General features: G+C 32.8%; 11 protein-coding genes. 10 read left to right on the top strand and 1 reads right to left on the bottom strand.

From position 1 onward, the window contains the following. Positions 1-47: 47 nt before the first annotated feature. The 3 genes from CLJU_RS11670 to CLJU_RS11660 are packed head-to-tail and all read left to right on the top strand — an operon-like array spanning position 48 to position 3,786. Positions 48-2,144 (top strand): molybdopterin oxidoreductase family protein, encoded by a 2,097-nt coding sequence (locus CLJU_RS11670; protein ID WP_013239021.1) that lies wholly within the window; start codon positions 48-50, stop codon positions 2,142-2,144. Between the two features lie 5 nt (positions 2,145-2,149). Further along, the gene (locus tag CLJU_RS11665; RefSeq protein WP_013239020.1) at positions 2,150-2,557 is read left to right on the top strand and encodes a 4Fe-4S dicluster domain-containing protein; all 408 of its coding nucleotides are present in this window, start codon (positions 2,150-2,152) and stop codon (positions 2,555-2,557) included. Between the two features lie 5 nt (positions 2,558-2,562). Beyond that, on the top strand, positions 2,563-3,786 hold the full coding sequence (locus CLJU_RS11660; RefSeq protein ID WP_013239019.1) for an NAD(P)/FAD-dependent oxidoreductase: 1,224 nt from the start codon (positions 2,563-2,565) through the stop codon (positions 3,784-3,786). A gap of 34 nt (positions 3,787-3,820) precedes the next feature. Here the strand turns inward: CLJU_RS11660 and CLJU_RS11655 are convergent, their stop codons facing one another. After that, the gene (locus CLJU_RS11655) at positions 3,821-4,222 is read right to left on the bottom strand and encodes a pyridoxamine 5'-phosphate oxidase family protein (protein ID WP_013239018.1); all 402 of its coding nucleotides are present in this window, start codon (positions 4,220-4,222) and stop codon (positions 3,821-3,823) included. Between the two features lie 246 nt (positions 4,223-4,468). Here CLJU_RS11655 and CLJU_RS11650 point away from each other — a divergent pair, with 246 nt between their 5' ends. The 7 genes from CLJU_RS11650 to CLJU_RS11620 all read left to right on the top strand — a co-directional run bounded on the left by CLJU_RS11650 (position 4,469) and on the right by CLJU_RS11620 (position 13,014). Further along, complete coding sequence (locus CLJU_RS11650) at positions 4,469-6,151, top strand: PucR family transcriptional regulator (protein ID WP_013239017.1); 1,683 nt, start codon at positions 4,469-4,471, stop codon at positions 6,149-6,151. 174 nt (positions 6,152-6,325) lie between these two features. Next, on the top strand, positions 6,326-7,324 hold the full coding sequence (locus tag CLJU_RS11645) for an oxamate carbamoyltransferase subunit AllH family protein (RefSeq protein ID WP_013239016.1): 999 nt from the start codon (positions 6,326-6,328) through the stop codon (positions 7,322-7,324). Next, positions 7,284-8,858 carry an acyl-CoA synthetase FdrA gene (fdrA, locus tag CLJU_RS11640; protein WP_013239015.1) on the top strand — a complete coding sequence of 525 codons (1,575 nt, stop codon included), beginning with the start codon at positions 7,284-7,286 and terminating at the stop codon, positions 8,856-8,858. Before CLJU_RS11645 ends, fdrA begins: the two co-directional genes overlap by 41 nt. Positions 8,859-8,873: 15 nt before the next feature. After that, positions 8,874-10,289 carry a YlbE family protein gene (locus CLJU_RS11635; RefSeq protein ID WP_013239014.1) on the top strand — a complete coding sequence of 472 codons (1,416 nt, stop codon included), beginning with the start codon at positions 8,874-8,876 and terminating at the stop codon, positions 10,287-10,289. A 14-nt stretch (positions 10,290-10,303) separates the two neighbouring features. Next, a complete protein-coding gene (locus CLJU_RS11630; RefSeq protein WP_013239013.1) occupies positions 10,304-11,095 on the top strand; it encodes a cyclase family protein in 792 nt (263 codons plus the stop codon). Positions 11,096-11,143: 48 nt separating this feature from the next. After that, entirely contained in the window at positions 11,144-11,827 is a 684-nt protein-coding gene (locus CLJU_RS11625) for a hypothetical protein (protein ID WP_013239012.1), read from the top strand. Beyond that, on the top strand, positions 11,815-13,014 hold the full coding sequence (locus CLJU_RS11620) for a thiolase C-terminal domain-containing protein (RefSeq protein WP_013239011.1): 1,200 nt from the start codon (positions 11,815-11,817) through the stop codon (positions 13,012-13,014). Before CLJU_RS11625 ends, CLJU_RS11620 begins: the two co-directional genes overlap by 13 nt.

Genomic DNA, 13,014 nt, shown 5'->3' with positions numbered 1-13,014 from the left:
TGAAATTTAAATCATGTATTTTCAGTAAAAAATATTGAGAAGTGGAGATGAATTACGTGGAAGTAAAACAATCAACTTGTAATTATTGTGCACTTGGATGTAATCTGGACTTTTATGTTGAAGATAATAAAATAAAGAAAATACTTCCCACTAAAGGTTATCCGGTAAATGATGGATTTTGCTGTATAAAGGGATTAAATTTAAATAAGCAGTGCAGAAAATTTAAATCCAGTAAGTTACCTCTTTTGAAAGATGAAAGTGGGAAGATGAAAGTAATTTCTTGGGAGGATGCCTTTGAAACTTTTGCTTTCAAAATGAGATCTATTCAAGAAAAATACGGAACTAAAAGTGCAGCATATTTGAGTACCGGTCAGATAACAACAGAAGAAATGGCTCTCTTGGGTTTTATAGGCAGATGCTGCATGCAAATAAATGGGGATGGAAACACAAGACTTTGTATGGCTACGGCAGCTGTAGCACATAAACAGAGCTTTGGATTTGATGCACCTCCTTATACTCTAAAAGATTTTGAAATTTCTGACACTATTATATTAATTGGAGCAAATCCTGTGGTTGCTCACCCTATAATGTGGAGTCATATAAGAAAAAATGAAAAAGCTAAAGTAATAACAATTGACCCGAGAAAATCTGAAACAGCAATTAATTCAAATTTATGGATAGATATCAAGCCAAAATCTGATATTATACTTTTTTATACCCTTGCAAATGTACTTATAGAAAAGAACTGGATTGATAGAGAGTATATAGAGAAATATTCAGAAGGCTTTGAAGGATTTAAAGAACATGTGAAAAAGTATACTTTAGAAAATGTAGAAAAAAGAACGGGAATTTCGAGTAAAAGGGTAATGGAACTTGCGGAAATAATTCACAACGGGAAAAAAGTTTCATTTTGGTGGACTATAGGAATAAATCAAGGGTATGAGGCAGTTAGAACTGCACAATCAATAATAGACCTTGCAGTTATTACCGGAAACATAGGAAAAGAAGGTACTGGAGCAAATTCAATAACAGGTCAGTGTAATGCTATGGGTTCAAGAATATATAGTAATACTACAGCTTTATATGGAGGCAGAGACTTTGATAATCCAAAGCATAGAGAAGAAATTGCTTCTATTTTAGATGTTCCTTGTGAGATGATACCCAAAAAGCCAACCATACCTTACAATAAAATTATAGATAAAATAAACAGCGGAGAAATTAAGGCATTGTGGGTAATTGGAACAAATCCTAGACATTCCTGGGCAAATAACGAGGAATTTGAAAAAGCAATTCAAAAATTAGAATTCTTGGTTGTTCAGGATATATATGATGATACGGATACTTCTAAATTATCTGATTTATTTTTACCTTCTGTTTCAGCTCTCAAAAAAGAAGGATTTTTTATAAACACGGAAAGGCGTTTGTCAGCTGTAACTCCAATATTAAAAAAAGAAAAAGATGAACTTACAGATTATGACATATTGCTTGGAATAGGAAGAGCACTGAAAGTAGGAAAGCCTTTAGAAAAGTGGAAGACTCCAAGACATGCTTTTGAGCTTATAAAACAATTTAGCAGTAAAATGCCTTGTGATATAACTGGCATTGACTATGAGATGCTGGTTTCATCAAAAGGAATACAATGGCCCTTTAAAAAGGAGGATATATTAACTAGTGATGAGAGAAGATTGTTTGAAGATAATAAATATTTTACAGCAGATAAAAAAGTAAAGCTCATTTATGAAGATGCAGCCAAGAAGCCATTTACCCAAACAGAGAAATTTCCATACATATTTAATTCAGGTAGGGGAACTGTAGGACAATGGCATACCCAGACTAGAACTAGGGAAATTGAATTTGTAAAAAATAGCTGCTTTACAGATCCTTATGTTTTCATAAACTATAAATTAGCTGAAAAGCTGCATATAAAGGAAAATGAAAAAGTTGTGATTTTATCGGCAAATGGACATAAAAATGAATTTAGAGTTGTACTGACAAGAAATGTAAAAGAAGATCAATTATATGCTCCAATTCACTATATAGAAACAAATTCATTAACTCCATCTATATTTGATCCTTACTCAAAAGAACCTTCTTATAAATATGTTCCCGTAAATATTGAAAAAGTTTCGGAAGTTAGGAGCTGATAATTTTGAAGAGAATAAAGATAGATAGAAGTAAGTGTATTGGATGTCTTACTTGTACTACAGCCTGTATTGTTTCGCATGACTGTGTTGATAACAGAAGTAGAATCGCGCTGAGTAGTAAAGGAAAATATGCTCCCATATTTTGCAGGCATTGTGACAAGCCAGAATGTGTATATACGTGTATGACTGGTGCTATGAGAAAAAACCCAGATACCGGTATTGTAGAGTACGATAAAAATCAATGTGCAAGCTGTTTTATGTGTATAATGGCATGTCCTTATGGAGTGCTAAAGGCAGATAGTGAAAACAATAGAGAAATTATGAAATGTGATATGTGCCAGCATACGGAAAGTAAAAATCCGCAGTGTGTAGCTAGATGTCCTATGCACGCTATTACTTTAGAGGAGGTGTAGTGTATATGATTTACGTTGTAATAGGGGCTTCTGCATCTGGTATAAATGGTGCAAGAACTCTTAGAAAACTTGAACCTGATGCAGATATAATATTGATTTCAAAAGATGAATATGTCTATTCCAGATGTATATTACACCATTATATTAGTAATAAAAGAAATATAGATGCACTCAATTTTTCAGAAAAGGATTATTTTAAAAAGTACAATATAAAATGGATGAGGGGAATTGCAGTAGATAAGCTAAAAGATAAAGAGCATGAAATAGAGCTTTCAGATGGAAGCAGATTAAGTTATGACAAGCTTCTTATAGCAAGTGGAGCAAGTTCTTTCATACCTCCTGTAGAAAATCTTAGAGGAGCAAATAATGTAGTAGGACTTAGAAATTTGGAAGATGCACAAAAAATAAAGGATGCAGCTAAAAAAGTAAAAAATGTAGTTGTACTTGGAGCAGGTCTTATAGGAATTGATGCAATTACAGGGCTTTTAGGTTATGGATTGAATATTTCAGTTGTAGAAATGAACGACAGGATTTTAGCAGTTCAGCTTGATAAATATGCAGCAGGCAGATATGAAGATTTATTTAGAGAAAATGGAGTGAATTTAAAGCTGGGAGTTAAAGCAGAGAAGCTTTTAGTTGATGAAGCCAATAATCCTAAAGAATTGCTTCTAAATACAGGTGAAATAATTCCTTGTGAGTTTGTAGTTGTATCAGCAGGAGTTAGAGCAAATACTGCTTTTTTGCAGGGGAGTAGTGTGAAATTCGACAAGTTTGGCCTTATCATTGATGAAAGAGGCAAGACAAATATAGGGGATGTGTATGGTGCAGGTGATGTAACTGGAAGAAATCCAATTTGGCCTACAGCTGTTAAGGAAGGAATTGTAGCAGCTAGTAATATGGCAGGAAAAAAACTTTTAATGACAGATTTTTTTGGAAGTAAAAATACCATGAATTTTTTAGGACTAGCAACTATGTCTCTGGGAAATGTGTCAGTTCCAGATGAAAGCTATAAACAAGAAATAGAAACTAAAGATGGTAATTACAAAAAAGTAATACATAAAGATGGCATAATATATGGCGCCATAATTCAAGGGGATTTATCTTATGCAGGTATATTGACTCAACTTATTAGGAGGAAAATAAATATATCAGCTGTTAAGAAATCCATTTTTGAAATAGATTATTCAGACTTTTTTAATATAAAGGAAAATTTAGAGTATACTTTTTAAAAAGTATACTCTAAATTTATGAAAAAGAATTTTATTAAAAATTTATTTCCTTTGGAGGCTGGCCGGAAAAATCTGATATGGTTGCCTTAGCATGTTCAATATAAAATACTTCAAAAATAGGATTGTCTGCAGTTGTATACATTTTCTTCAATCCTTCATTTTCGTTAAGTATTTTTTCTTTATATCGCATATCTTTTGTGAAAACCACCTTGCCAGATAATCTAACTGTTATCATATCCTTTGAAGTAGTAGTAAATTCAGCAAAAGGAGTTGATTGCAATTGTTTATATACGTCTTTATTATTGGCTGTACAAAAATAAAATTTCTGATTTTCTTCAAATTGAAACATCCAAGGTCTTACACGAGGCTTTCCATCTTCTACAGTTGCGAAAGCACCTGTTCTATTTTCATTCAATAGTTGAACAACAGTTTTCATTATAAACCCTCCTAATATTTCATTATCTAAATAATTTACGTTAATTACAATAATAGTATAAATAAACAATTTATTCAAGATATAAATATAATTCATATTATGTATTTTATAGGAATAGTATGAATAAAAAGGTAAAAATAAATAGAATAGTACAATATGATTTAAAGCCACAAAGGGAGTTTGTTTTCGAATCTAGAGTAAATTAATATTAATTATTTAATAAATATTAGAAAGGAATGTGATGTTATGTACCGCTATGTAGGAATTTCCTTAGAAAAACTATTAGAAATTGATACTCTTAAGGATGCAAGAATTTTAGCGGGAGCAAAAGGAATGACAAATAGGATTACAAAAGTAAATGTAATGGAAGTTCCAGATATTATAGAATGGGTTGGGGAAGGTGAGTTTTTAATCACTGCAGCTTATCCAATAAAAGATAACATTAAAGTTCTCCTTGAACTTATTCCTAAATTAAATGAAAAAGGGGTATCTGGTCTTGGAATTAAGTTAGGTAGATATATAAATATATTACCACAAGATATTATAAAAATAGCAGACGATCTCGGATTCCCCATTATTAAAATACCATTTTCTGTTTCACATACAGATGTAATATCAGCAGTACTAACAGAGGTTGTAAATGATCAGATGAACAGTTTTTTTAAAATAGATCATTTCAACAAAGAAGTTATGAATATGATGGCAAATGGTGGAAGCTTAAAGGAAATTACAAAGAAACTTTATGATAATATAGGAAATTCATTGGCTATATATGAAAGCATGAATGACAGATATGAAATTATGTGTGATCAGGAGCTAGATAAAAAAATACTTGATAAGCTGATAAATGAAAATACAAATCAAAAATATATAGAAAGGGGTAATAATACTGATTGCACATATAAGTCATGTACAGATAACATTAAGGGAAGGAATATTAAACGAGTAACCATTCCAATTATTATAGAAAGAGTTGAATATGGATGTATTTTTATATGGCTTGATAAAAAAGAATTAACCCCAGTAGATAATATGCTTATCGATTCATATGTGCATATTATAGCCTTGGACTTTGTTAAAAAAATTTCTTTATACAAAATGGAAGGTCATTACAAATTGGAGTTTTTTGATGACTTGCTTTGTGATGATGTGGAGAGACAAGAAAGGGCAATTGAAAGATCAAAAACTTTTAATTTTCATAAAGAACTAAAACATACTGTGATTATTATTCGTGTAAAAGGTTTATATACAGAAACAAGCTTAGATAAAGTAAATTATTCACAAGGAATAATAAGAAATTTATTATTTATCACAGCAAGAGTGTCAAAAATTTATAACGAAAAAATAGTATGTGTTGAAAAAAGTGATAGAATAATAATTTTATTTGGTAGTGAAAAAGAGAAAAATATTAAATTGATAAAGAAAGACATAATTGATTTTAGCGAAAAATTATTAAAGGAAGCTTTGAAAAAGTTTAAAATTAACCAAATAACAATTGGTGTAGGTCGTTCTTATGAAGACATTGTGCATCTTTGGGAAAGCTATGAACAAGCTAAACTTATTGTTGAAAACCTAAGTAAAATTAATACTGGAAACATAATTAATTATGATGATTTGGGAATATATAGATTGCTTTCCTTTAACGGACTTAGAGGTGAGCTTAAAAATTTTTGCATGGATACAGTAAAACCTCTTGTTGAATATGACAAAGTAAATAACTCTGAATTAGTAAAAACGCTGGAAGCTTATTTCGAGTGTAATGGCAACATGAAAAAAATATCGCAAAAAATGTACATGCATTATAACACTATTATATATAGGCTGCAAAAAATACAAGATATTACAGGGATTGATTTAGATAATTGTGAAAGCAGACTAAATCTTGAGGTTGGGCTAAAAGCTATGAACTTAATTAAATACAGAGAATAAACTTCAAATACGAAATTTTATTTTAACTAGAGATTAGGATCAATAAAGGGATTAAGAAGTATGTATGTTAAAGGTATACAAATACGTGTTTCAATATTTAGAATATTTACATAAAGACATTATCATACAAATAAAGTAATATATACGTAAGATGGAAATAAGGGATTGGTTATATTGAAAGCATCGTTTATATGTGAAAATCTACTAAAAGCTATAGAAGCGGAAGAAATAGTAGAAGGTCGAGTCCATTCTGTTTTCAAAAATGCTTGTAATATTGAGGCATGTGGTAAGTTTATTACGTTATTAAGTAATAAGAAAAATATGGCACCCATGAGTATTTTTATAGATAGCAGTAGAAAATTTGACTTCAAGAAACTTAATATAACTCAAAATTTATATTTTAATTTTAATGTAAATGGTATCTATTGTAGTGAAAGAAATTTATTTATAAGATTGAATGAAGCCCAAAAGTGGTCTCCTCGTGTATCCATAAGATCTTCAAATATAACTGAAAAGGAACTAGCTAACAATATAAAAATATTGGAGATTGGACTAAATACCCATGGCAAACTTTATGGTATAGGTCCATTGGTAAACATAATAAATGATGAATTACCAAATCTGAAATTATTTTCTTTTAAAATTCATTCTATTGATGAAAGCTTTAAATTTATTAAAAGCAGGTTTTTGAAATTAATTCGAGCATTAGCAATATTAGATATTGATGAGATAGCTCAAATAGGAGGAAGTATTATTGGTTTTGGATCAGGACTTACCCCTGCAGTGGATGATTTCATAAGTGGTCTTATGATTTGCTTTATTTATCTCGGATATTACTACAAGTTGGATATTTCCCCAATATATAAATTTAATAGCAAAATGATAAGTGAAGGCGTAAATAAAACAACAAAGGTAAGCTCTGAAATGTTAAAGCACTCATCTATTGGAGAGACAAATGAGGCTGTAAGAGAACTTATGGAATCAATATTATATTATCATGATGAAGAAAAAATTAATAAAGCTATATTAAACATCATTAGTTATGGCGAAACTTCTGGAACAGATACAGCTTTGGGAATTTATGTAGGTTGCAAATTTCTGACCACTATAAAGTATAGGAGGGTTTACGAAAATGAAGTTCTGTGTAGATATCAGAAAAAACACATATTATGATTCTGTTGCTTTAATGGTAATTACTAAAGAAATTAAGAAGCTGCCCTATGTTAAAGAAATAATTGTGGGTATGGGAACAGATCTTAACAAAGAACTATCTGAGAATTTAAATTTAAGTAATGACGAAATAAGAAATCTTACACCAAATGATTTCTTTATTGCAGCTTATGTGTCAGATGAAGAAGAAAATCCAACTGAAAGTATTGTAAGTAAGGTAAATGAGCTTTTAAATTCAAAGGAAGAAGAATCTGAAAATGAAAACGAATACAAACCCAATACTTTTAATGCTGCACTTAAGCATATGAAAGATGCAAATATGGCGATTATTTCACTACCAGGAAAGTATGCAGCAGATGAAGCAAGAAAAGCTCTTAAAAATGGACTTAATGTTATGTTGTTTAGTGACAATGTAACTGTTGAAGATGAAATAGAACTAAAGAAGATGGGCAGAAGTAAAGGACTTCTTGTAATGGGACCGGATTGTGGGACCGCTATAATTAATCATGTTCCACTATGCTTTGCTAATGTTGTTAGAAAAGGTGATATAGGAATTGTTGGAGCATCAGGGACAGGTACTCAAGAAGTTACAGTTCTTATTGACAAATTAGGTGCTGGAATATCTCAGGCAATTGGCACTGGAGGAAGAGATTTAAAAAGCAGTGTTGGCGGAATTATGATGATTGAAGGATTTAAGGCGCTGATTGAAGATCCAGATACAAAAGTAATAGTTTTAGTTTCAAAACCACCAGCTCCTGAGGTAGCTAAAAATATATTAGATATGGTAGCAAGTACAAATAAACCAATAGTTGTAGACTTTATAGGCGGAGATAGAAAAGCAATTGAAGACAGTGGAGCTTATGCTTGTGTAAGTTTGGAAGATGCGGCATATAAGGCAGTAGCACTTTCTAAGGGCAATTCTGTTTGTGATTATACCTCCTTTTCACAGCCTATAGAGGAAATAGACAAATTAGTTAAGCAAGAAGCTGCTAAATTTGACAGTAAACAAAAATATATAAGGGCATTATATACAGGTGGGACTTTAGCTGATGAGGCTATGAAATTACTTGGCAAAGAGGGATTTGATATATATTCAAATATTCCACTTAAGAAAGAACTTAAACTTAAAAATATATTAAAAAGTCAAAAAAATACTTGCATTGATTTAGGAGACGATGATTTTACTGTTGGCAAACCTCATCCAATGATTGATCCAATGGGAAGAGTCGAAAGATTACCTCAGGAAGCAGAAGATGAAGAAGTAGCAATAATTCTGATGGACTTTGTAATAGGTTATGGCTGTCATGCTGATCCAGCAGGAGAGATGTTACCTGGAATTATTGATGCAAAGAATAATATGGAAAATAAAGGCAAATACCTTTGCGTAGTTGGTTATATTTGTGGAACAGAAAATGATCCACAAAATTACAAAGCTCAAAAAGAAAAACTAGAACAAGCTGGGGTTATACTTATGCCATCCAACGCACAAGCCGTTAGATATTGTGCAAGATTGATGAAAAAAATAAATAGTAAATGAAGGGAAGTGATTGGTTTGACTGCAGTAAATGAATTATTTAACAAAAATATTAAGGTCATTAACTTAGGATTAGAATCTTTCTGTAAAGATTTGAAAGATCAACATGTACCATGTATTCATGTTAATTGGAGACCACCAAGTGAAGCAAGCAAAGGACTTTCTCTTTTAGAAGACGAAGGCATAGCATCTAAAATTGAAAAAGCTAATAAAGAAGCAATAGATAGACTTCTAGCTGCAAAACCAATACTTATTGGAGTAGGTCAAGCTGGGAAAGTAATACCTGGCATGACGAAAAAAACAATTCTTCATGCAGGACCACCAATAACATGGGATAAAATGAGTGAACCAGTTAAGGGAGCTATAATTGGTGGACTAATTTACGAAAAGTTGGCATCAAATGAAGAAGAGGCAATTAAATTGGCATCTTCCGGAGAGATAACATATGATTGCTGTCATCATCATTCAACAGTTGGTCCAATGGCAGGTGTGGTTACGTATTCGATGCCAGTTTGGATTTTAAAAAATAAAACTTTTGGTAATTACGCATATTCCACATTTAATGAGGGATTAGGCAAAGTATTAAGATTCGGAGCATATAGTAGTGAAGTTATAGATAGATTAAATTGGATGCAAAACTCACTTGCACCAGTACTAAAAGCAGCTTTAGAGATAAAAGGAAGTGTAGATTTAAAAACAATAATAGCACAGTTCCTTCAGATGGGTGATGAAGGACATAATAGAAATAAAGCTGCAACGTCACTTTTGTTTAGAGAACTTGCACCAGCAATTGTAAAAACTAAATTTTCAGATGAACATAAGGCATCTGTCTTAACATTTATTGATAAAAATGATCATTTCTTTTTAAATATTTCCATGCCGGCTTGTAAATGTAGTTTAGATCCATTAGAAGATATTGAATATTGCACAATACTTACCGCAATGTCCAGAAATGGAACTGATTTTGGAATTAGAGTGGCTGGCACAGGTAAGAAATGGTTTACAGCTCCTTGTGAAATGGTAAAAGGGTTATATTTCCCAGGTTTTAGTGAAAGCGATGCTAATGCTGATCTTGGTGATAGCTGCATAACTGAAACAGCTGGAATTGGCGGTTTTGCCATGGCAACAGCACCAGCAATTGTTAAATTTGTAGGGGGAACGCCAAAAGATGCAATTAATTATACAACCACTATGTATGAGATAACTTATGCAGAAAATAATGCATACAAGATACCAAATATTAACTTCAGAGGTACACCTACTGGAATAGACATGAGGAAAGTCATAGAAACAAGAATACTGCCTGTAATAAATACTGGAATTGCCTGCAATAGAGCGGGAGTGGGACAGATTGGAGCGGGAGTAGTCAATCCGCCAATGAAGTGCTTTGAAGATGCACTTAAATCGTTTATTAAAAAATATAATTTAAAATAAATGGAGGGTATATTATGAATATTATTGATTCTTTCAAAAATGTACAAATGTATGATTTAACTCAAAAAATTAGCCATTTAACGCCACCATGGCCAACTTATGAACCACTGCAAATCAAGTTTTTCAAAAGACTTTCATCAAATGGTGCAAATGGTCAGGTATTAACTCATTCTAATCATGTAGGTACTCATCTTGATGGTTCGCTGCATTTTTGTACTCATGGAAGAGACATTTCATCTATTCCACTTGAAGAATTAGTAGCACCAGGAGTTGTTGTTGATATTTCTGATATAGCAGAAGACTACGGAATATATACCTCAAAAGATATTATGCAAAGAGCGGATGTTAGAAAAGGTGACATACTAATAATCCATACTGGTTATCACAAATATGCATGGGATGAGCCAGAAGCTGATGAAGAAAGAGTAATGATGAGACATCCAGGTCCAACAAAAGAATTCTCAAAATGGTGCAGGAAAATGGAATTCAAATGGTTGGGAGTTGATTGTGGTTCTGCAGATCACCCGATGAATACAAAAATCCGTGAATGGGCTCCAAAAGAAGCTAAGAAGGCAGAAAAATATTTGAGAGCTAAATATGGTAAGGGAATTACAGATTTTTGGCCTGATGAAGACTATCAGTTAATGCATTATGATTTGTTCCCTTATAATATCGTACATGCTGAAAATTTAGGTGGAGATATTGATAAGGTATTGGGAAAGAGATTAGTAATAGGATGCTTCCCATGGAGATTTGTAGGTGGAGAATCCTGCATATGCCGTATAGTTGCATTTGATGCTAAATAATTAAATTAGAGATGAAAAAATTTAAATCAAATAGAAAGGATGTTAAATATGATAGTAGATAAAATGGAACAAAGTTTAAGACCAGTTGAAACACCATTGGCACAATATCCGCCAAAGGTAATAACTATGGCTAGTGGAGATAAATTAGTAATTCGTCAAATTAGAAGGGATGAGGTTCCTCATATATTAGAAGCAGTTAAACCTTTAATGACAGTAGAAAAAGATTTTTATGATATAGTTGCATCTAGAATATATTCAGAATTATTAGGATATTACAGATATAGAGTTAAGGATGAATATTGCTTAATTGGAACTATAGATGGAGTTATAGTAGGAATTGTTAATGGTCGTACTGTTAATGATAAGGTTGGAATGTCTTATCATACTATGACATTAAGACAAGGACTTAGAATAGGAGCACAGTTATTTGCAGCTAAAATGGAATACCATCTTGATATCTTAAAGCAAGAAGAAGTTTGGATAGTGGCAGAAAGTCCAAATGGATTTAAAAGATGGATGATTGAATATGAATTAGAATCAAGACCAGAAACATGGCACGAATTAGGCGGCGTACCAACGTATGTATTAACTAGGGCATTATGGGAAAAACATAAAGCTGATAAATTAGCTGGACGACGTCCGGTAAGTGCTGAACTATTAAAGACTGCTGAAAACCCAATCCTCCCAGAAACTTATGCTCAGATTCCGGGATATAAAAGATGCGCGAAGTAGGAATTGTTGGTGTTGGTCATACTAATTTTGGTAAATTTTCAGGGGGGACTTTTATCGATATGATCAGTATGGCAGCTGTAGAAGCACTTGATGACGCCGGCATTAAATTAGCTGAGGGACAACATGGAATAGATCAAGTTTTTGTAGCTACAATGGGCGCTGGTATATTAAATAAACAAAGTGGTATTGCATCTGCACTTGTAGACACTTTGAATTTAAGACCAGCAATGGCTGAAACTGTAGAAAATGGTCCTGCATCCGGTGCTTCAGCAATAAAACTAGGTTATATGGCAATTGCCAGTGGAATGTGTGATGCTGTTCTCGTCGTTGGTGGTGAAATGATGAGGGTTGTCAGTGGATGGGAAGGCACAGACTTTGTTGCCACCATGCTTCATCCTGAGGCAGAATACAATTATGGTATAACGCTTCCAACGCTTGCAGGAATGTTTACAAGATTATGTATGGAAAAATACGGAATTACAGAAAAGGATTTAGCAATTGTATCAGTCAAAAATCATGAAAATGCACTGCATAATCCGGTAGCTCATCTTCATATAGTACCAAATCTTTATGCAATTACTGAAGATGAAGACGCTGGCATAGTTAATCCTTATGTGGCTTCTCCACTTAGATTATACTCAGTTTGTCCAGTTTCAGATGGTGCAGCAGCAGTTTTGCTGTGTGCTATGGATAAAGCTGATAGATTTGCAAAGAAACCAGTTAAAATTGCTGGAATTGGTCAAGCTACAGATACACATGCAGTAGCAGAAAGAGAAGTATCTACAGATTTACTTGCAGTAAGATTGGCAGCGCAAAATGCATACGAAATGGCAGGATTAAAACCTGAGGATATTGACGTAGCAGAACTCCATGATGCATTTCAGATACTTGAAATTGTGGAATCTGAAGAAGTTGGTTTCTTTAAGAGGGGTGAAGGCCACATAGCAGCTAGAAATGGTGAAACAAAAATTGGAGGTAAGATTCCAATAAACACATCAGGAGGCTTAAAAGCAAAAGGTCATCCACTTGGTGCAACGGGAGTTTCACAAGTCGTAGAAATCGTAAAACAACTGAGAGGGGAAGCAACTGGTCGTCAGGTAAAAGACGCTAAGGCTGGGCTCGCTGTAAATTTCGGTGGATTTGGCAATAATGTTGTAGCAACAATACTCACAAAGGAGGCGGAGTAA

The organism is Clostridium ljungdahlii DSM 13528, assembly GCF_000143685.1.
GTDB lineage: Bacteria > Bacillota > Clostridia > Clostridiales > Clostridiaceae > Clostridium_B > Clostridium_B ljungdahlii.
The sequence above is the reverse complement of the archived record's forward strand: the minus strand, read 5'-3'. Positions and strand labels throughout refer to the sequence as shown.

Coding starts and splice junctions, on each gene's coding strand:
- CLJU_RS11670 (WP_013239021.1), top strand. CDS start 48: ATGAATTACGTGGAAGTAAAACAATCAACTTGTAATTATTGTGCACTT.
- CLJU_RS11660 (WP_013239019.1), top strand. CDS start 2,563: ATGATTTACGTTGTAATAGGGGCTTCTGCATCTGGTATAAATGGTGCA.
- CLJU_RS11655 (WP_013239018.1), bottom strand. CDS start 4,222: ATGAAAACTGTTGTTCAACTATTGAATGAAAATAGAACAGGTGCTTTC.
- CLJU_RS11650 (WP_013239017.1), top strand. CDS start 4,469: ATGTACCGCTATGTAGGAATTTCCTTAGAAAAACTATTAGAAATTGAT.
- fdrA (WP_013239015.1), top strand. CDS start 7,284: ATGAAGTTCTGTGTAGATATCAGAAAAAACACATATTATGATTCTGTT.
- CLJU_RS11630 (WP_013239013.1), top strand. CDS start 10,304: ATGAATATTATTGATTCTTTCAAAAATGTACAAATGTATGATTTAACT.
- CLJU_RS11625 (WP_013239012.1), top strand. CDS start 11,144: ATGATAGTAGATAAAATGGAACAAAGTTTAAGACCAGTTGAAACACCA.
- CLJU_RS11620 (WP_013239011.1), top strand. CDS start 11,815: ATGCGCGAAGTAGGAATTGTTGGTGTTGGTCATACTAATTTTGGTAAA.